This window comes from Terasakiella sp., from assembly GCF_048267425.1.
Taxonomy (GTDB): Bacteria; Pseudomonadota; Alphaproteobacteria; order Rhodospirillales; family Terasakiellaceae; genus Terasakiella.
The window spans coordinates 145,042-164,348 of the sequence record NZ_JBLWXN010000006.1; the positions used below are offsets into that span (position 1 = coordinate 145,042).

At 49.5% G+C, this 19,307-nt stretch carries 18 protein-coding genes; 5 read left to right on the plus strand and 13 right to left on the minus strand.

Annotated features, from left to right (window positions below):
- The first annotated feature begins 9 nt into the window (after nt 1-9).
- Nucleotides 10-1,206 (plus strand): acyl-CoA dehydrogenase family protein, encoded by a 1,197-nt coding sequence (locus ACN0VA_RS11150; protein ID WP_417821226.1) that lies wholly within the window; start codon nt 10-12, stop codon nt 1,204-1,206.
- Between the two features lie 14 nt (nt 1,207-1,220).
- Entirely contained in the window at nt 1,221-2,354 is a 1,134-nt protein-coding gene (locus tag ACN0VA_RS11155; RefSeq protein WP_417821227.1) for an acyl-CoA dehydrogenase family protein, read from the plus strand.
- A gap of 155 nt (nt 2,355-2,509) precedes the next feature.
- Here the strand turns inward: ACN0VA_RS11155 and ACN0VA_RS11160 are convergent, their stop codons facing one another.
- The 9 genes from ACN0VA_RS11160 to ACN0VA_RS11200 form a co-directional block, all read right to left on the minus strand.
- Nucleotides 2,510-2,713 carry a hypothetical protein gene (locus ACN0VA_RS11160; RefSeq protein ID WP_417821228.1) on the minus strand — a complete coding sequence of 68 codons (204 nt, stop codon included), beginning with the start codon at nt 2,711-2,713 and terminating at the stop codon, nt 2,510-2,512.
- Nucleotides 2,710-3,162 (minus strand): FliM/FliN family flagellar motor switch protein, encoded by a 453-nt coding sequence (locus ACN0VA_RS11165; RefSeq protein ID WP_417821229.1) that lies wholly within the window; start codon nt 3,160-3,162, stop codon nt 2,710-2,712. The genes ACN0VA_RS11160 and ACN0VA_RS11165 overlap by 4 nt, the downstream gene beginning before the upstream one ends.
- Nucleotides 3,163-3,245: 83 nt before the next feature.
- Entirely contained in the window at nt 3,246-3,806 is a 561-nt protein-coding gene (locus ACN0VA_RS11170; protein ID WP_417821230.1) for a Crp/Fnr family transcriptional regulator, read from the minus strand.
- A gap of 12 nt (nt 3,807-3,818) precedes the next feature.
- Nucleotides 3,819-5,138 carry a dihydroorotase gene (locus tag ACN0VA_RS11175; protein WP_417821231.1) on the minus strand — a complete coding sequence of 440 codons (1,320 nt, stop codon included), beginning with the start codon at nt 5,136-5,138 and terminating at the stop codon, nt 3,819-3,821.
- Between the two features lie 17 nt (nt 5,139-5,155).
- A complete protein-coding gene (asnB, locus tag ACN0VA_RS11180; RefSeq protein WP_417821232.1) occupies nt 5,156-6,916 on the minus strand; it encodes an asparagine synthase (glutamine-hydrolyzing) in 1,761 nt (586 codons plus the stop codon).
- Nucleotides 6,917-6,960: 44 nt separating this feature from the next.
- On the minus strand, nt 6,961-7,998 hold the full coding sequence (locus ACN0VA_RS11185) for a glycosyltransferase (RefSeq protein ID WP_417821233.1): 1,038 nt from the start codon (nt 7,996-7,998) through the stop codon (nt 6,961-6,963).
- The gene (locus ACN0VA_RS11190) at nt 7,998-9,032 is read right to left on the minus strand and encodes a glycosyltransferase (RefSeq protein ID WP_417821234.1); all 1,035 of its coding nucleotides are present in this window, start codon (nt 9,030-9,032) and stop codon (nt 7,998-8,000) included. Before ACN0VA_RS11190 ends, ACN0VA_RS11185 begins: the two co-directional genes overlap by 1 nt.
- Complete coding sequence (locus ACN0VA_RS11195; RefSeq protein ID WP_417821235.1) at nt 9,032-9,784, minus strand: glycosyltransferase family 2 protein; 753 nt, start codon at nt 9,782-9,784, stop codon at nt 9,032-9,034. The genes ACN0VA_RS11190 and ACN0VA_RS11195 overlap by 1 nt, the downstream gene beginning before the upstream one ends.
- Entirely contained in the window at nt 9,784-10,812 is a 1,029-nt protein-coding gene (locus tag ACN0VA_RS11200; RefSeq protein WP_417821236.1) for a glycosyltransferase, read from the minus strand. Before ACN0VA_RS11200 ends, ACN0VA_RS11195 begins: the two co-directional genes overlap by 1 nt.
- A 148-nt stretch (nt 10,813-10,960) precedes the next feature.
- Between ACN0VA_RS11200 and ACN0VA_RS11205 the strand changes: the two genes are divergently transcribed.
- Nucleotides 10,961-11,788 carry a YgfZ/GcvT domain-containing protein gene (locus tag ACN0VA_RS11205; protein WP_417821237.1) on the plus strand — a complete coding sequence of 276 codons (828 nt, stop codon included), beginning with the start codon at nt 10,961-10,963 and terminating at the stop codon, nt 11,786-11,788.
- Nucleotides 11,788-12,696, plus strand: a complete 909-nt coding sequence (locus ACN0VA_RS11210) for a DMT family transporter (protein ID WP_417821238.1) — start codon at nt 11,788-11,790, stop codon at nt 12,694-12,696. Before ACN0VA_RS11205 ends, ACN0VA_RS11210 begins: the two co-directional genes overlap by 1 nt.
- On the opposite strand, the gene ACN0VA_RS11215 is transcribed toward ACN0VA_RS11210, so the two are convergent.
- Both ACN0VA_RS11215 and ACN0VA_RS11220 read right to left on the minus strand, forming a co-directional pair.
- A complete protein-coding gene (locus ACN0VA_RS11215; protein ID WP_417821239.1) occupies nt 12,693-13,325 on the minus strand; it encodes a LysE family translocator in 633 nt (210 codons plus the stop codon). The genes ACN0VA_RS11210 and ACN0VA_RS11215 overlap by 4 nt on opposite strands.
- Nucleotides 13,326-13,434: 109 nt before the next feature.
- Nucleotides 13,435-14,763, minus strand: coding sequence for a sodium-dependent transporter (locus ACN0VA_RS11220; protein WP_417821240.1), 1,329 nt, complete (start codon nt 14,761-14,763; stop codon nt 13,435-13,437).
- A 223-nt stretch (nt 14,764-14,986) separates the two neighbouring features.
- On the opposite strand from ACN0VA_RS11220, the gene ACN0VA_RS11225 reads away from it, so the two are divergent.
- Entirely contained in the window at nt 14,987-15,601 is a 615-nt protein-coding gene (locus ACN0VA_RS11225; protein ID WP_417821241.1) for a FecR family protein, read from the plus strand.
- Nucleotides 15,602-15,608: 7 nt separating this feature from the next.
- Here ACN0VA_RS11225 and ACN0VA_RS11230 read toward each other — a convergent pair whose 3' ends face one another.
- Both ACN0VA_RS11230 and ppdK read right to left on the minus strand, forming a co-directional pair.
- Nucleotides 15,609-16,550: an ArgK/MeaB family GTPase gene (locus tag ACN0VA_RS11230; protein WP_417821242.1), complete on the minus strand. Its 942-nt coding sequence runs from the start codon at nt 16,548-16,550 to the stop codon at nt 15,609-15,611.
- 15 nt (nt 16,551-16,565) lie between these two features.
- Nucleotides 16,566-19,232, minus strand: coding sequence for a pyruvate, phosphate dikinase (gene ppdK / locus ACN0VA_RS11235; RefSeq protein WP_417821243.1), 2,667 nt, complete (start codon nt 19,230-19,232; stop codon nt 16,566-16,568).
- Nucleotides 19,233-19,307 lie beyond the last annotated feature (75 nt).

The window sequence follows — 19,307 nt, forward strand, 5'->3', positions numbered from 1 at the left end:
GGTGACACAATGAATATTCATTTAACAGACGAGGAATTGGCCTTTCGCAAAGAAGTACAGGATTTCTTTGCCAACGAATTTCCCAAAGACATCAAGGAAAAACAAGCCAAAGGCATTTACCTGAGCAAAGACGATCACGTTCGTTGGCAAAAGGCCCTGCACGCCAAAGGCTGGGCCGGGATCAACTGGCCGGTTGAACATGGCGGCACAGGTTGGAGCGCCACACAAAAATACATTTACGCAAACGAAGCAGCCAAGGCCAATGCACCACGCATTATCCCCTTTGGTTTAACAATGGTTGCCCCGGTTATCTTTACTTATGGCAATGAAGAACAAAAGAAACGTTTCTTGCCTGATATTTTGGCCTCCAACGTCTGGTGGTGTCAGGGTTATTCTGAACCAAATGCAGGGTCTGATCTGGCCTCCCTCAAAACCAAGGCGGTGCGTGACGGTGACGATTTCATCGTGAACGGAACAAAAACGTGGACCACATTGGGCCAGCATGCCGACTGGATTTTCTGCCTTGTGCGGACCGACGACACGGGTAAAAAACAGCAAGGCATCAGTTTCCTGCTGATTGATATGAAAACACCGGGGGTCAGTGTTCATCCCATCATTACCATCGACGGCACCCATGAAGTCAACGAAGTCCACTTTGAAGATGTTCGTGTCCCGGCAGAAAACCTGATCGGGGAAGAAGGCAAAGGCTGGACTTATGCCAAAGTGTTATTGACCCATGAACGCACCGGCATTGCACGCGTGGCAGAGTCCAAAGCCCTGCTGGCATCGCTGAAACGCATGGTCGATGCCCAGAACGATGAACTGGTCAATATGAAAGAAAACACCGTTTTCATGACCCGTTTGATCGAAGCGGAAATCGAACTCAAAGCCCTTGAATATACCGAACTTCGTGTTTTATCCGCTGTTTCCACGGGCAAGGCACCGGGGCCGGAATCCTCAATCCTGAAAATCAAAGGGACAGAGATTATGCAGTTGTTAAATGAACTGTTTGTCGAAGTTGCAGGCATATATGCCCTGCCCTATGTCCCGGATCAATACCGTGACGGGTTTAATGACACACCTGTCGGCCCGCAATTTGCCGCAAAAACCAGTGCGACTTATTACAACAACCGTAAAGTCAGCATTTACGGCGGCACCAACGAAATTCAGAAAAACATTATTTCCAAGCAAGTGCTTGGGCTATAGGGAGAGGACGGATCATGGATTTTTCTCTTAACGATATTCAAGAAATGATGCGCGAAAGTGCGTCCAAATTCATTCAGAAAGAATATGACTTTGAAACCCGTCGCAAGCTGAGCAAAAGCGAGATGGGCTATAGCCAGAAAAACTGGGAACTCTTCGCAGAACTTGGCTGGCTTGCCCTGCCTGTAGACGAAGATTTCGGCGGTATTGGCGGCAGTGTTCTGGATACGATCATCTTACAGGAAGAACTAGGAAAAGGGCTGGTTGTCGAACCTTATTTCGCCACGGCCTTATTGGGGGCCAACCTGATCAACAAGTTTGCCCGTGATGATCAAAAAGAAACCATTCTGGAAAATGTCATTGCCGGGACACAAAAACTTACCCTCGCCCACAGCGAAGGCCATGCGCCCTTTGATCTGACACAAATGCGCACCACAGCACAAAAAAGCAGTAACGGCTTTGTGTTAAACGGTAAGAAGTCTGTGGTTCTGGACGCACAAAACGTCGACATGTTGTTAGTGGTTGCCCGGACCTCCGGTCAAAATGGTGATAAAAACGGACTGAGTGTTTTTAACCTCACCCCCGATACAGCTGGCGTGGCGATCAAGGGCTATGAAACAAATGACGGCTTGCGTGCCGCCGACATTACTTTTGACAATGTCAACCTTGACGAAACCACGGTTATCGGGGAACTGGACCAAGCCTATGACGCGGTTCATCGTGTTCTGTTGGAAGGGATCGTCAATCTATCCGGCGAAGCCGTCGGCATCATGGAAAAGCTGGTCGAATTGACCGCTGAATATTTAGGCGTACGGGAACAATTCAGCGCCCCCATTGGCAAGTTCCAAGCCTTGCAACACCGTACTGCCGATATGTTCATGGAAAAGGAACAAGCCAAATCCATGCTATACTATGCAGCCATTGAAACCGCAGAAAATGCAGAAGGTTTTGAACGAGCCTGCGCCATGTTAAAGGTTCGCATCGGCAATGCAGCACGGTTCGTCGGTCAACAAGCCGTTCAATTGCACGGCGGCATGGGCGTCACCGACGAACTCAGCGTCGGTCATTATTTCAAACGCCTGACCTGTATCAACAATTTATTGGGCTCTCGTGACTATCACCTGAATATTTTGGTGAAAGAAGCGCAATAGAAGGCCTATAAAAACATACCCTCTCTTTATCTGGAGAGGGTATGCCAGGCTTCTGACAACGTGTTTTGGGTAAAATTCCAATCAAATGGATCCCCGATCAAGGTCGGGGATGACAACATTGCTTATTGCCACAGGAAATTTTATACGTTCGCACCCTAATGCAGAACAGCACTTTTCGGGCGTTCTTTCGTCAACAGGATTTCGACAGCGCGGGTAATACGGCGCCACAGGACTTCGCCTTCCTGATTGCCTAAACGCTGAAACTCATCGCCTCGAATTGCGGCATATAGGGCGGCTTCGTCACCAAATTTCTCAATGACCTGATTGGCTGTTTTATAGATATCTGTTTCGGTTTTCATCGGCTTCGCTTCGACCTCATAATATCCCCGATGCTTACAGCCAGCTTATCCTCAACGACAACGACTTCCCCTTCTGCGATCTTTTGATCCGAGGAAAAGACATCAATCGGGTCGCCGACACCACGATCCAGTTCCACCACGGCCCCACGGCCAAGTTTCAGGATCTGGCTCATCGGCATCACTGCCATACCGAGAACAGCACGAATACTGACTTCGACATCGTAAACGGCATCCATAGATTCACTATAGCCCAAGGCACCGCCCAAGGTTGCGCCACCTTCGTCGCCATTTCCACCGCCACTAGCCGCTTTTTGGGCTTCTTCAGCCTCAATTTCCGCCAACGCCGCTGCCATGTCCATGTCTTCATCCATAGACGGTGCATTGTGGTCTTCTGCCAGTGCCGCTCCCCAATCTACGGAGAGATCGTCATCGTCTTCATCGTCCGCCATAAGCGCCTCTTAACTCTTACGGTTCATCGTCGGGACACATTCCCAACTGTGTGTTTATAGCGGGAAAAAGGTTAATAAATTCTCTAACCTTTTATTTTTCCCGTATATTTTTGCGAAAGCTTGTAAAGCTTATCACATTCACGCCGAATATTCACCAGATGGGGTTCAACTTCTTCCATAAAATCATCCATTTCCGTCAGGCTCGCCAGCTCGCGCATCGCGTTCAAGTTCCGGTTCAGCGACCTGATATGGCCTTCAAAGCTATATTTTGGATTCTTATATGTTTTGTGTGTGTCGCGCAGATTAGTCATAAAAATCTGCAATAGGCTTTTGGTAAACTTATCGCTTTTGGCAATACGTTCTTCCAACGCAGCCGGCGAGATAACGATCAAAGTAGACTCCACCGTTGCAATCGCCGAGGCCATACGTTCGCGCCCATCCAGCACAGAAACTTCACCAAAAATTTCACCAGGATGTAAGGCCGTCAGTTCAACTTCGCTGCCATCGATCATTTTATAGATGCCGATTTCGCCCGTCTCAACAATATAGGCATAATCACCGTGTTCGCCTTCATTAAAAATGCGGCGACCTTTGGCGACTTTTTGACGTTCAAACTGCTGAACTTCAACTTTATTGTCTTCCATGCATCTTCCCTTTTACAGGCATTCCGCAAAGCGTACAGCTGTCCCCAACGGATCACCGATCAATTCGCCTTCATGCATAACCACATTGCCGCGCACGATGGTTGACATCGGCCAACCTGTTACTTTCATGCCGTCATATGGGGTCCATCCGCAACGCGACGCAATCCACTTATCTGTAATGGTACGTTCTGCCTTCAAGTCAACGATGGTAAAATCTGCATCATATCCTTTGGCAATACGCCCCTTGGCTGCCACATTATAAATGCGACACGGACCCGCACTTGTCAGATCGACAAACCGCTCCAGACTCAAACGCCCTTGATGAACGTGGTTCAACATAATCGGCACAAGCGTTTGAACCCCCGTCATCCCTGATGGGCTATTGGGGTAAGCTGCTGCTTTTTCTTCCAATGTATGTGGGGCGTGATCGGACCCAATACAATCCACCACCCCTTGATTTACCGCTTCCCACAATGCATCCACGTGATGTTGGGAACGGATCGGCGGGTTCATCTGCGCACGTGTCCCGATACGATCATAGGCCTCATCATTCAGCGTTAAATGCTGCGGGGTGCATTCCACCGTCGCAATGTCACGATATTGCGGCAAAATTTCCATTTCATCCGCTGTTGTCACATGCAAAATATGAACACGGCGTTTCACACCCTTGGCGATTTTTAACAGACGCGTGGTCGCACGTACCGCCGTTTCTGCATCACGCCATTGGGCGTGCATAGACACAGGGGCACCACCACGCACCAGTTCAAAACGTTCTTTCAGACGATCTTCGTCTTCACAATGAACCGCAACCCGGCGATTACCGGACGCCAGCACACGTGCAAGGGTCGCATCATCTTTTACAAGCAGGCTACCTGTTGAGCTGCCCATAAAAATTTTAACACCGGATACCCCTTGCTCGCGTTCCAGTTCGGGCAGGTTTTCAACATTTTCAGCCGCCGCCCCAACGAAAAAGGCAATATCGGTCCAGACGCGGTCTTTGGCACGACGGCATTTATCCGCCATATCTTTTGCCGTGATGGTCGACGGTTTGGTGTTCGGCATTTCAAAAACAGCCGTCACCCCACCCAGCGCGGCCCCTGCCGTACCAGTGGCCAAGTCTTCTTTATGTTCCAGGCCGGGTTCACGAAAATGCACCTGACTATCAATTACACCGGGCAGAACATGCAAGCCCGTGACATCCATTACCTGTTCAGCCTTGGAGACATCGATATCACCAATTGCTGCGATTTTCCCATTTTTGATGGCAACATCGGTTTTCACGATACCCGCCAATGTGGCACAGGTGCCGCCTTTCAGGATCATATCGTACATGGTTGTCTCCTTACAGTTTATGTCAAGGACAGGGCATCAAACACATCCCCGTCCGTTTTCAATTCCAATATATGACGTTGGTGCCACAAGGCATAGAACAGCAAAGTCCAAGCCGCGAAGCCTTCTTCCTTGCCTTCTGTTTTAAACAGTTTAATCACCGCGTCCCGATCCCCAAACGCTGCCACACCGGGTTGATCAGCGACCATTGGGCCGAGTTTTACCCCATGATTGGCAATCCAATGCCCCACAGGCACTTTAAACCCACGTTTTTTAGAAAACGGTTGAGCCTCTGGTAAGCGGCGGTTTAACCAATGGCGTAAAATGGATTTCCCGAGTTTATTTTGAATTTTCAAACTATCTGGCAAATAGAAGACGGCCTCGGTCACCTGCGGGTCCAGAAACGGGGTTCGACCTTCAACGCCATTTGCCATCAGGCAACGGTCCAGCTTGATCAACAAATCATGGGGCAACCAATCAATTAAGTCGATCCCTTGTGCACGTTGCAAACGGGTGAAATCAAATTTCTTGAGATAACGTTCGGCAATCTCAATGCCCTTATGCCAGTCTTTACCGATTTCCTGCTTAAAAATACCAAGCCCGTCAAAAGTGCCCGTCCCCCGGATTTGTTTGCGCAAAGGCCACGGTCGACAATAGGAACGATAGCGACCATACCCCCCAAGCAATTCATCAGCGCCTTCTCCACTCAGCACGACTTTTACTTCTTTGCGAGCTTCTCGCGCCAGCTTATAGGTCGGTAAAACCGCATAATCTGCAACCGGGTCGTCAATCGCCTCGGCAACCTTGGGCAATAAAGTCAGAAAATCGCTTTCATCAAATTCGACTTCCGTATGGTCTGCCCCAACTTTTTTTGCCAGCATACGGGCGTGTTGACGTTCATCCGGGACATCTGTTCCGCTGAAGCCCGCCGTATAGGCCTTGATCGGATTATCGTTCAGTTCTGCCATTAACGACAACAAAGCAGATGAATCGATCCCACCGGACAGAAACAGTCCATAGGGCACATCGGCACGTTGATGTACCTTGACGCTATTCACCAGCGCCTCTTCCATCTTTTTCGTGGCATCCTCGGCAGTTATTGCTCTCGGCCCACCGGCAGGGACCGCCAATTTAATATGATGATCAACCACCAATCCCCGTTCAACAACCAATGTTTCGCCCGGCAGAACACGCTTAATGCCTTCAAAAATCGTGTGGCGCCCGGTGGAAAACTGCAATTGTAAAAAAGCATCACGCGCAGTATTGCGCACTTCCGGTTTGACCAGTCCCGCCCCAATCAAAGCTTGCGGTTCGGATGCAAAAGCAAACCCCCGTGGCGTTTCCGCATAATAAAGCGGTTTGATGCCAAACGGATCCCGCGTTAAAACAAGGCGACCACGTTCCTGATCATAAATCGAAATGGCAAACATACCGCGCAGATCGTCAACGAATGCCAAGCCTTTGCGTCCATACAAATGCAAAGGCGGTTCGCAATCCGACGCGGTTTTCATGGCCATATCCGGCAAGCTTGCGCGCAATTCGACGAAATTATAAACTTCGCCATTCGCGCTGATCACATTCCCTTTGTCATCCAGGATCGGCTGATCGCCCGTTTCCAAATCGATAATTGCCAGACGGGTCTGCACCAAGGCGACATTTTTTTCACGAAAAACGCCGTGTCCGTCCGGGCCGCGATGTGCAAGGCAACGCGTAAAGGCTTCGATCACCTGATCGCTGGGTGACGTCCCATCAACGGTCATAAAGCCTGCAATACCACACATATTGTCTTATCCTGTTTTTAGTTTTGCCGCATCATGCGGGGTTCTTAATCCTTGGCGCGGGTAATTTTATCAAAAAATTCCAGATATTTGTCCACCACGACCTTTTCTGTAAATTCCCGTTGGAACGTGTTCCAGCCATTTGTTGCCAGTTTATGGGCAAATTCCTGATCACTAAAGACCCACTTGATAGCATCCCCCATCGCCTTGGCATCATCCACCGGGCACAATACCCCGTCCTGCCCATGCGTAATCAAGGTGCCCGGACCCAAGCTATCAGCGGCAATCACAGGGCGACCTTGTGCCCAACCTTCCAGAACCACATTACCCAACGGTTCATGGCGTGAGGGGCATATATACACATCACTTGCCGCAAACAAAGCCGCCGTATCTTCGCGCCAGCCCAGAAAACGCACACGCGGGCGAATGCTTAATTCTTCTGCCAGCAATTCCAACTCACGACGCAACGGACCTTCGCCAGCCAGCCATAAATAAACACCGGGCACACGGGCAACGGCGCGTAACAAAGTATCAAATGCCTTATTTTCATGTAAGCGGCCCAAGGAAAGAAGCAAGGGCGCATCTTCAGGCGTAGATAAATCCATACGCGAAACCGGTTCTGCCTTTTCACTCACGACGAAATTCGGTAAATAGTGCGCACGATCCTGCGGCCAGCCTTCTTTGACCAGATAATCGACAATATCTTGTGTATTGCCGACCAAATGATCGCAATCACGATAATATTTTAAATCGTAATACCCGCCAAGTCGGGCAACTTTAACAAACTTACCCTTGCCTGCCGGTGTTTTTTTTGTCGCCCGGTTCATCCACGATAAAACGATATCGGGCTGGAATTTGTTAATCTCGCGTTTGATACCAAACCCCGTTTTAAAATCCAACGCACCGCCAAACGGCAGTTGAACCGGATCGACACCGCCTTCACGCAACATCCGGGCACGCGCCGCATTCTCACGAATAATGACACGTTGTTCGATATTGGTTTTCTGCAGGGCAATTGCCAAACGGGTGAAGAAAACTTCCGCCCCGCCAAACTCGGCCCCTGCCATCGTTTGCAAGATACGCATTAAGGGATTAGCTCCTCAAATGCAGCGCAGGCTTGTTCCCAACCCCAGCTGCGTTGTGTTTTCAAACAATTTTTATGTTGTTCAAACCAATGTTCATCGTCATTCAACAGCTTAATCGCACCAGCGCTAAATGCCTCATCCGTTTGGGCGACATAACCTGTTTTTCCATCTACGACCCGTTCTGCCATAGACCCGAAATCCTGCACCACCGTCGGCGTCCCCAAGGCTTGCGCTTCGGCCACTGCCAAACAGAATGTCTCGTTAATATCACCGCGAAACGTCATAATACGGGCCGTTTGCAGTTCTTCAATCAACTGCTGCTTTGTGGCCGGCCCCCGTAAAACAATCCCGATATCAGACAGGCTCTCAGCACGCTTGAAAATTTGATCCATCAATGCTGCTTTTTCTGCCCCGACAGCGCCATAAACACTGGGACCACCAAATACATGCAATTCGGCCTTGGGCGATTGCGGATGAATTTCATTTTCCCAACGATCCATCAACCAATCCAGACCACGCAGCGGGTTTGATGTAAAAACCGCCTTCGGGGCCGGGGCAACCTTGCGTTCTTCAGCATGACGAAACATATCAGGGATCCCGTAAGGGATGATCTTACGCCCCCCATCCGGTACCCAGCCCGGTAATGTATCGGCATGATACGTCCCGATAAAGACAATCGTCGGGCGCACTTTCCAGAATTTTTTAAGATAACGCCATTTCACCATGAACCGACAGGGATTATGCGTCCAAAACACCGTGTGCTTGGCCTTGGGCATCAAATCAATCAGTTTGTCACCCCGGTTTGCAATATAAAGATCGGCTTCTTCCGGCAAACCGTTTTCAATCGGCGCCCAATCTACCCCTTTATAGACCATCGGGGCCTTGCATTTGTTGCGCACAATGACCTCATGCCCCCGCTTGGCAAATTCTTCCATCATCATAATGACAGAAGATTCCACCCCGCCAAGGGCGCGTTCTTCCAATGTTTTACCGTCAAATTCGATGCCGTCATCGGCAAATACAATGCGCGCCATTATTCTTTTTCCAACGTCGCTTTAAGATAAGAAAGAAGCGGATACATCCCGGCAAACAGGGCAATCAAAAACCCATATCCACCTTCCTTGTACCCTTTGCGTGACACATAGCACTTGAAGAAGCGCGAGAAAAGCCTTCTTAGGTTATTGGCGAAACTTCCAACTTTTCCGCTTTCGCGCAAATCCTTTGCCCGTGCCGTACTGTAGCTGTCCAATCGTCGGATCATATCGGAAATATTGCGATCCACATAATGCTTAATGCGCCCCTTTAACATCGGCCCCTTTGCGCCCGACCATTTCAGCGAAGGATGAAGACGTTCCGGCCCCCATTCTTTCACCCCTTTTTTAAACAAACCAGGATAGGCCGCCTTGCCAAAGGATGCGCCCCAGCCATGTCGCACCAATCGGTCCCCGATATAATTATCGACCAGAACCTCGTGCCAATCAAAAGAGGTCGTTTCAATGGTTTGACGAATTTCTGCCGCCAGTTCAGGTGTCATATGTTCGTCGGCATCAATTTCAAACACCCAGTCCCCGCTGCAATATGAAATTGCCGTGTTGCGCCGTTCACCTTCCAAACGCCACGCCCCGACGAACACTTTATCCGTATATCGTCGGGCAATTTCTTCGGTTGCATCTGTGCACTTATCACAGACAACAACGATCTCGTCGGCAAAGCTTAAGGTTTCCAGACAACTTGCCAAACGATCTTCTTCGTTATGGGCTGTAATCAGGGCGGACAATTTGGGCATTACAACAGGGCCTCAAATTCAGCGGCCGCCACATCCCATGTACGCGCGCGTTGCATCATACGGCAATCCCGGCTCATGTTCTCGCGTGAGGCTGATTTTGTCAGCAAGTGCACCGTTACGTTCGCCATACTTTCCACGTCCGGCACGAGGAACCCGGTCTGCCCGTTCTTCACCCGTTCAGAACAGGCCCCGATAGGACGGGCGACACAAGGTAACCCAATGGCTTGCGTTTCAGCCAAGGTGGAACAATACATCTCCGTTTCCACACCGGGATAGATATGGCAGGCGGCTTGACGGTATGCTTGCGCCATTTCCAAATCTGAACCGGGTTTCAAGACTTTTACCCCATGTTCTGCCGCGCCTTGCACCTTGTCAAAAACCGGGCGTAATTTATCCGGGACATCCCCGCCATTTTGCGCTTTGAACAAGCCTGCTGAATAGATATGCAATTCAGCATCACCGCCGACTTGCCCAATAATATTATCCGTCCATAAATCAATCAGGCGATCCAATCCATGCAAGGGATTTGTTGTCACAATGGCGCGTGGCGGTTTAACCGGTGCACATTCTGCCTCTGTCAGATATTCGTGACGTACACCCGGCGTGACAATCCCTTTGCGGAAATATTTCCACGGTTCCCACGTGCGATAATGTGTATCGCCCATGAAAACAACAATCGGATTATGCTTTTCCATCAAAGCTTGATATTTCGGCTTATTCAAAATTTTTGCGGGGGTTGCCAACCACAGAAGCTTGTTTTCCACATCGGGAAATTCATCCATCAACTGTGGTTTCTTCACGCATATTACAACGTCCGTTTCCGGTGGACGCGGTGCATCGAACGGCACCCATGATACCCCATCAATCATGGCCCCTTGTTCAATGCGGTTGATCACACAAACATCGTGCCCGCGTTTTGCCAAAGCCGGCGCCAGTGAAGCCACGGCTTTTTCCGTCCCGCCTAAAGGCTGGATCATCGGGCTGTTGCCGTCATAGGCGATTGAATCGTCAATAATGGTGATATGCATAGGATCCCCTGATGAAAATAATCAGTCGTTATCTGCTGTTATAAGTCGATTTTTACATTCTGCAAAGAGAAGAGCCTTGCGAAAATTGATTAAATATCCCACTTTCTAAAAAAACATCTCCCTCTGCCCATCATTGGAAAGCAAAATCATGTCCCTTTCTTACTGCAAACTTCCCAACCGCGCCGTCTTGAAAATTGAAGGTGAAGACCGTCTGGACTTTTTGCAGGGGCTGATTTCCAACGACGTCAACAAAGTCACCGCCACGGATGGAATTTATGCCGCGTTTCTAACACCGCAAGGTAAGTTCCTTTGTGATTTCTTTATTGCCCAAGAAAATGACGCTCTTTTGCTGGACATTGATGCAGAGGCCATGCCCGCCTTTAAGAAAAAACTGATGATGTATAAATTGCGCGCCAATGTCGCCATTGCCGATGTCAGTGCGCAATATGAAGTTTTTGCCGCCTTTGGTGATAAAACAACTCAATCCGGTGTCTTTGCCGACCCCCGTCTGGAAGAAGCCGGATATCGCGCCATTTTGCCAAACGGGCAAGACATTGAAAATGCCGAGCCTGTTCCTTTTGAAACCTATGAATTAATGCGCATCCAGTTGGGCCTGCCCGATGGGGCACGTGACATGACAGTTGAAAAGTCTATTTTGCTGGAAAATGGTTTTGACGAACTACACGGTGTGGATTGGAATAAAGGTTGTTATATGGGCCAGGAACTGACCGCACGCACAAAATACCGTGCCCTGATCCGAAAACGTCTTTTCCCTGTGATGATTGAGGGTGACCTCCCGGCCCCTGGAACCGAGATTACATCGGGTGACAAGGTGGTCGGCGAAATTCATTCCGGCATTCAAAACATGGCGCTTGCCACCCTTAAACTGGATGCCTTGGACGATGAACTGAGCGCAAACGGGGCCAAACTGACCCCGAAAAAACCGGACTGGATGATCCTGCCTGAAAGCGCCTGATGCCCCATACCAAAAGCCATTTGGATGGGCTTTCGATCATCCTGTTGACAGTTCTATGCGCAAGCTGGGGCTTACAACAAGTCGCGATTAAACTTTCAGCCGCAGATATTGCCCCTATCGTTCAATCGTCCATCCGTTCCGGTGGGGCGATGGTTCTGGTTGGATTATGGGTCTTTTTGCGACGTAAACCTATGTTTGAAAAAGACGGTACCTTGTGGTGGGGCATTGCGGCCGGATTGCTTTTTTCATTTGAATTTGTGCTGGTCTATTTCGGTCTGGAATATACCAATGCCTCACGGGCCATTATTTTTCTTTATATGTCGCCTTTTGTCGTTGCCCTTGGGTCGCAATTCTTCATCCCGACAGAAAAACTGACCCGCTTGCAATATATCGGTCTTATCAGTTCCTTTATCGGGATCCTCGTCGCCTTTGGCGAGTCCTTTACGTTTCCCTCTCAAGACATGCTGATTGGTGACTGTATGCTCATCATTGCTGCGATTGCATGGGGCGCGACAACGGTTGTTATCAAGATGGGACCATTGGCGAAGGCATCATCCAGCAAGACCCTGCTGTATCAATTGTCTGTCTCAGCCCTTATTATGCCAATCGCCGCATGGATTTCGGGTGAAACATGGGCGGACATTCACTTTACTCCGGTTGCAATTGCAAGTGTCGCTTATCAAACAATCTGGATTGCGACCTTTACCTTTATCGTCTGGTTTTGGCTGATCCGTATCTATCCTGCACCCAAATTGGCGTCTTTCAGCTTTTTAACCCCCTTTTTCGGTGTTTTGGCAGGCGGTCTTATTCTGGATGAACCCATGACCCCGGCCTTGCTGGTTGCCATGGTTATGGTGGGCATCGGGATTTATCTGGTCAATCGCAAACATACACCGGTTGTGGTTTAATCCCGGTCAAAGGCAAGCTTTAACCCAAATCCGATCAATAAGGTCCCAACCAAACCATCAAACCAACGCGAGACTTTGGGCGAAGATAAGAAAACCTTCGCCCTGTCAACCATTGCAGCGATCAAACACTGCCAAATCATCGCAATGAAAATATGTATCAATGCCAATCCTTGTGCCTGAAGAAAGGCATTGCCCGCAGCATCAATAAATTGCGGCAAAAAAGCCATATAAAACACCGCGGTTTTCGGGTTCAGGACGTTTGATAGAAAACCTTCGCGCAAGGATCGTTTAAACGAAAAACGTTTATCTACCACATTGAGTTTTGCGGTGTCACACTCACCTTTAAGCGCAGATAAAAGGCTTTGCAGTCCCATCCAGATCAAATATCCAGCGCCCAACAGCTTGATCACACTGAACAGATAAGCCGAACTTAACAGAATTAAGGATACGCCGGCTGCAGAAATTGCCGCATGTATAAACAGCCCTGAACAAATCCCAACACTGGTGACAAAACCGTCCTTGAAGCCCCCACGAATGGAATTGCGCGTCATCATCACCGTGTCTGCACCCGGTGCAATGGTCAACAAGGTGATGGCAATCAGGAATGCCAGAAATTGCCCTTCAATCATATGCCACTCACTTTCAATAAACAGGCCAATCGTCCTTAAGACAAAAAAAACACCCCGTCGAGATAAAACTCAAACGGGGTGTTAATGAAAGTCGATTAAGGGCAGAAAATTACAGGCCGCTTACCAAAATCCATGCAACCGCAACCGGTGCAACGAAACGACAGATGAAAAGCCATGCACCCAAGAACGGGAACGATTTTTCACCATTGTTCGTTACTTCCTCTTTCATTTTGTCAGCCATTACCCAGCCGACAAAAATGGTAATAAGAATACCGCCAACGGGCAACAGAATGTTCGAAGCGACATAATCCACAGAATCGAGGAAACCTTTTTCACCGATAATGTGGAAATCGCTCCAGACGCCCAAAGACAAGGAAGACGGAATACCCAAGACGAAAATAGTCACGCCCGCCACTACGGCTGCAATTTTCGGGTTCCAACCTTTTTCATCGCTGAAATAAGAAACAATCGGCTGCAACAGAGAAACCGCAGAGGTCAACGCCGCAATCGTCAGCAGGAAGAAGAAGAGAACACCAAAGAACATCCCGCCCGGCATCTGTGCAAACACAGCCGGAAGCGTAATAAATGTCAGCCCCGGACCTGCGGCAGGATCAAATCCAAACGCGAAAACAGCGGGCAAAATCAGCAAACCGGCCAAAACAGCAACACCGGAATCCAATGATGTAACCCACATTGCAGATTTGCCGAGGTTTTCTTTCTTATTCAGGTACGAACCATAAGTAATCATTGCCCCCATACCGATGGACAGTGAGAAAAACGCCTGTGACAGCGCACCGTTAAAGGTATCCGCCGTCACTTTGGAAAAGTCCGGCATCAAGAAGAATTCCAACCCTTTTTCCGCACCCGGCAAAGTCACGGCACGACCGATCAAAACCAGCAGCAGAATAAACAGCAGCGGCATCAGAACCTTACAAGCTCGCTCAATACCATCATGTACACCGCCTAATACAACGGCAATGGTCAAGCCCATAAACAAAGCATGATAGATGATCGGCTGAACCGGATCAGAAATAAAGCTGCCAAAAGCAGCGCCGAGTTCATCAGCACCGCCAACGAGGGCCCCACTTGCCATCTTGACGATATAGGCAATCGTCCAACCCGCGACAACACTGTAAAAAGACAGAATAAGGAAGGCGGCCAGAACGGCCAAAAAGCCGACAACAGGCCATAACTTGCCTTTAAGGACGGCAAAGGCACCAATCGGGTTACGCTGGGCCGCACGCCCCACCGCAAATTCAGCGAGCATGACGCTCAAGCCAATTGTGAAAACCAAAGCCAGATAAATGATCAAAAAAGCGCCGCCGCCATTTTGACCTGTCATATAGGGGAATTTCCAGATGTTACCCAGACCAACCGCAGAACCCGCAGCCGCCAGAACAAAACCAAGACGTGAACCCCATTGTTCCCGTGTATTCATTGCTAATATAAAATCCCAATTTACCAAGTTAAGGTGCTTGCTTTGACGTTCTTATGACGTATATTTTTATTCACACCATAACGGGCGAAATTACATGTTTTCGTGAGAAATAGGCTTGCGAAGATTCTTAATAATTTAGAATGATACCTTTGACCAAACGGTCAATTTTGTAACTTTATTACGCGCAATATGTCTTTTCCTCCCCTTACACAGGAGTATCCCCTTGAAGAATTCCCCCCTTCTCCTTGCATTTCTCTTTTCTTTCGTCTGTGGGTCAATCGGTTGGGCCAATGAACCTGTTGGCACAACCTTGCGGGCCAGTGGTGCCACATCGGTTTTGCGTCTGGAGAACGTTTTCAGTCAGCGCAAGGATGATCCGGTCTTTTGGCAAGACACAATTAAGACAGGTGCGGCCTCCCGCATGGAAATCCGATTTATTGATAATACAATGTTGTATATCGGCGATCATTCCAGCTTGCAAATTGATGAACTGGTCTATCAGCCCAACAAACCGGGCAAAGCCTTTTTCACCCTAAGCCAAGGTGTATTCCGCATGGTGAGTGGCGCATTAAATAAAATGGACGGCAGTACATTCACCCTCCGGACCCCGTTGGCCACCATCGGCATTCGTGGAACCGATTTTTGGGGTCATCAAACAGCCGATAAGTTAACAATGGCCCTGCTGGATGATGGCGAACTGCGCATTACTAGTGGAAAAGAAACAATTGTGCTGACGAATCCGCTGGAAGCCGTTGTCATCGAAAAAGGCAAAAACACCGTTGACGTTTTCACCTTAACGCCGGAACAAGTCGCTCAGGCTAAAAAAACAATTGAATAGGAAAACCTTAATTTCCCCATCGCCCTTGGAATGCCTGTGAGATTTCATACAAACGTTCAAAGGGCGAGTCTGCGGGGGATATATTCAAATCCCCTTCCACATGGCCGAGGCCAACACGCCCGAATTTTTCACGCACGGCTTCTTCCAACCATTGCCGGGCTTGCGTATGGCGGGCACCGTTCAGAAAATCATTCGCTTTCAAAAATTCAAAATGGGTATCAAAGGCCGCAACCAGATCATCCACCCCTTGTTGGCGCATGGAAGATAACAACAAAACCGGGATATCCCACGGTTCGTTCCCCATACGCCCGGCCAGATTAAGCGCACCTTTCATATCGGCCATTGCCCGGCGTGCCGGTGCCCCCATATCAGCCTTTGTAATCGCCACGATATGCGGTATTTCAACAATCCCGGCCTTGATAAACTGCAAGCTATCGCCAGAACCCGGTTGCACACAGAACAAAACCGTATCCGCCACCCCGACAATATCGGTTTCGGATTGCCCGACACCGACCGTTTCGATCAAAACAACATCATACACGGCGCGCATCAAGACCATGCCTGACACTGTCAATCCAGCCAACCCGCCCAAACGGTCACGTGCTGCCATTGAACGCACATAAATCCCTTGATCGTCCGGGTTGGTGGTAAAACGGGTCCGGTCCCCCAACAAGGCACCACCGGTACGGCGCGAACTTGGGTCGACCGCAATCACACCAACAGTGCGCCCCAACGCCCGCCACTGGGCAATCAGGGCATTGGTTAATGTGGATTTACCCACACCCGGTGGTCCGGTGATGCCGATAACCTGTGCCTGCGGTTCACGATAGGCTTGATTGAGCAAATCCAGTGTTGCCCGGCTATCAGGTTCACGTTCCACCTGGGCCAAAGCGCGCGCCATTGCGGCTTTTTTACCGCTTTTTAATTGGTCAAAATCAATCGTCTTCATAGTCTGCCTGATTTTTTATCTTTGACGAATAGCGGCCTGTGCTGCTGCCAAACGGGCAATCGGCACCCGGAACGGCGAACAGGACACATAGTTCAGCCCAATACGGTTAAAGAAAGCAATTGATACCGGATCGCCCCCATGTTCCCCGCAAATACCAAGCTTGATATTCGGGCGTGTCGCACGCCCCCGTTCACAGCCCATTTGAACCAGTTCACCCACGCCATCCTGATCGATAGAAACAAAGGGATCGACCTCAATCACGCCACGTTCCTGATAGACACGCAAGAATTTCCCGGCATCATCACGTGATAACCCAAAAGTCGTTTGCGTTAAATCATTTGTCCCAAAACTAAAAAATTCTGCGGTCTGGGCAATATCCCCGGCACGCAAGGCAGCACGCGGCAATTCGATCATGGTTCCGACGATAAAATCGATCTCGACCCCTTCGCCCTGACAGACCTCATGCGCCGTTTTATCAACCACCTCTTTCAGGCGGTCAAGTTCCGCTTTCATGGCAACCAGCGGGATCATAATTTCCGGTACAACCGGTTTGCCCCCGCGTTTGGTCACATTGCACGCTGCTTCGAAAATGGCGCGGGTCTGCATTTCATAAATTTCAGGATAGGTAATGCCCAAACGACACCCGCGATGGCCCAACATGGGGTTTTGTTCCGCCATTTCGCTGGCGCGTTCTTTGACATGTTCAACCGACATACCTGCCACTTCGGCAACCAAGGCCATGTCACGTTCACTATGGGGTAGAAATTCATGTAACGGTGGATCCAGCAAACGAATGGTAACCGGCAAACCTTCCATGATTTCAAATAGGTCTTCAAAATCCTGACGTTGGAACGGCAAAATATCCGCCAACGCCTCGCGACGTTTTGCTTCATTATCCGCCAGGATCATTTCACGGACATAATTGATACGGGCACTGTCAAAAAACATATGTTCCGTACGGCACAGGCCAATCCCTTCTGCCCCAAATGATCGCGCCATTTCGGCATCATGGGGTGTTTCGGCATTGGTGCGAACGCCCATTGTGCGGATGTTATCCACCCATTCCATCAATTTGGAAAAATCACCGCTTAATTCCGGTTGAATCGTCGGAACAGTCCCGGCCATAACCTGCCCATTAGATCCATCAATTGTAATAACATCGCCTTCAACCAAAACCTTACCATTGAAGCTGGTCAATGTTTTGGCGCGATGATCAACCTTTAAATCCCCGGCACCGGACACACAAGGCGTGCCCATACCGCGCGCAACCACAGCGGCATGCGAAGTCATACCGCCTCGCGTGGTCAAAATACCTTGTGCAACATGCATCCCGCCAATATCTTCCGGGCTGGTTTCTGTACGCACCAGAATAACTTCTTCTTTGCGTTTGACCCAGCTTTCTGCATCTTCGGCGCTGAAAACAATCCGCCCGGTGGCGGCCCCCGGCGAAGCCGGCAAACCTTGGCTCATCACATCACGCGGGGCATCGGGGTCAAGTGTTGGATGCAGCAGTTGATCAAGGGATTGCGGATCAAGACGCATCACAGCCTCTTCCTGACTGATCAAGCCTTCGTGGCACATATCCACGGCGATTTTCAACGCCGCCTTTGTGGTTCGTTTACCGACACGGGTTTGCAACATCCAAAGCTTACCTTCTTGTATGGTAAACTCCATATCCTGCATATCTTTATAATGGGCTTCCAGTTGATCGCGATATTGAACCAGCTCGCGGTACGTATCCGGCATAATTTCTTCCATCGCCGGAAGGCTGGATCTGCTTTCTTCTTTTTCAAACAGGGTCAAGGGTTGCGGGGTGCGGATACCGGCAACCACATCTTCGCCCTGTGCATTGACCAGATATTCACCATAAAAATGATTATCCCCCGTGGACGGGTTGCGCGAAAAACAAACACCTGTGGCACAGTTTTCACCCATGTTGCCAAAGACCATTGCCTGAATATTGACCGCCGTGCCCCATTCAGCCGGAATATTATGCAAAATCCGATAGGTATTGGCCCGTGCATTCATCCATGATTTGAACACGGCACCGACAGCCCCCCATAATTGCGCACCAGGGTCTTGCGGAAACTCTTCATCCAGTTCTTCACGGACTTTATCCTTGAACTGGACGCACAGTTCTTTCCAATCCTCCCCTGTCAAATCCGTATCAAGGGTATAATCTTTTTCGTCCTTGAGGTATTCCAGCAGTTCTTCAAAGATATAATGATCGACACCTAAAACCACGTCGGAATACATCTGGATAAAACGGCGATAACTGTCATAGGCAAAACGGGCGTCCCCCGATGCCTTTGCCAGACCTTCGACGGTTTCATCATTTAAGCCAAGGTTGAGAACCGTATCCATCATGCCGGGCATGGAGGCACGCGCCCCACTGCGCACCGACACCAAAAGCGGTTTCTTCGGGTCACCGAAGCGGGCATCCATATGCCCTTCGATTTCCGTCAAAGCGGCCATGACCTGTTCTTTCAGATCATCGGGATAGGTTCGTCCATTGTCATAAAAATGGGTGCAGACCTCGGTCGTGATTGTAAACCCGGCGGGTACGGGAATACCAAGGTTGCTCATTTGTGCAAGGTTGGCACCTTTGCCACCCAGCAGTTCCTTCATATCGGCACGGCCTTCGGCTTTACCTTTTGCGAAGGTGTAAACCCATTTCGTCATGTCCTTGTCGCCTCTCAAAGCACTTGTGTCCCCGCCTTTTAAAGACGGGGAACTCTGTCAAACAGATTCCCGAAA

Bases quoted from the DNA above. Each gene is read 5' to 3' on its own strand.
- ACN0VA_RS11150 (WP_417821226.1), top strand. From the start codon at position 10: ATGAATATTCATTTAACAGACGAGGAATTGGCCTTTCGCAAAGAAGTA.
- ACN0VA_RS11155 (WP_417821227.1), top strand. From the start codon at position 1,221: ATGGATTTTTCTCTTAACGATATTCAAGAAATGATGCGCGAAAGTGCG.
- ACN0VA_RS11160 (WP_417821228.1), bottom strand. From the start codon at position 2,713: ATGAAAACCGAAACAGATATCTATAAAACAGCCAATCAGGTCATTGAG.
- ACN0VA_RS11165 (WP_417821229.1), bottom strand. From the start codon at position 3,162: ATGGCGGACGATGAAGACGATGACGATCTCTCCGTAGATTGGGGAGCG.
- ACN0VA_RS11170 (WP_417821230.1), bottom strand. From the start codon at position 3,806: ATGGAAGACAATAAAGTTGAAGTTCAGCAGTTTGAACGTCAAAAAGTC.
- ACN0VA_RS11175 (WP_417821231.1), bottom strand. From the start codon at position 5,138: ATGTACGATATGATCCTGAAAGGCGGCACCTGTGCCACATTGGCGGGT.
- asnB (WP_417821232.1), bottom strand. From the start codon at position 6,916: ATGTGTGGTATTGCAGGCTTTATGACCGTTGATGGGACGTCACCCAGC.
- ACN0VA_RS11185 (WP_417821233.1), bottom strand. From the start codon at position 7,998: ATGCGTATCTTGCAAACGATGGCAGGGGCCGAGTTTGGCGGGGCGGAA.
- ACN0VA_RS11190 (WP_417821234.1), bottom strand. From the start codon at position 9,032: ATGGCGCGCATTGTATTTGCCGATGACGGCATCGAATTTGACGGTAAA.
- ACN0VA_RS11195 (WP_417821235.1), bottom strand. From the start codon at position 9,784: ATGCCCAAATTGTCCGCCCTGATTACAGCCCATAACGAAGAAGATCGT.
- ACN0VA_RS11200 (WP_417821236.1), bottom strand. From the start codon at position 10,812: ATGCATATCACCATTATTGACGATTCAATCGCCTATGACGGCAACAGC.
- ACN0VA_RS11205 (WP_417821237.1), top strand. From the start codon at position 10,961: ATGTCCCTTTCTTACTGCAAACTTCCCAACCGCGCCGTCTTGAAAATT.
- ACN0VA_RS11210 (WP_417821238.1), top strand. From the start codon at position 11,788: ATGCCCCATACCAAAAGCCATTTGGATGGGCTTTCGATCATCCTGTTG.
- ACN0VA_RS11215 (WP_417821239.1), bottom strand. From the start codon at position 13,325: ATGATTGAAGGGCAATTTCTGGCATTCCTGATTGCCATCACCTTGTTG.
- ACN0VA_RS11220 (WP_417821240.1), bottom strand. From the start codon at position 14,763: ATGAATACACGGGAACAATGGGGTTCACGTCTTGGTTTTGTTCTGGCG.
- ACN0VA_RS11230 (WP_417821242.1), bottom strand. From the start codon at position 16,550: ATGAAGACGATTGATTTTGACCAATTAAAAAGCGGTAAAAAAGCCGCA.
- ppdK (WP_417821243.1), bottom strand. From the start codon at position 19,232: ATGACGAAATGGGTTTACACCTTCGCAAAAGGTAAAGCCGAAGGCCGT.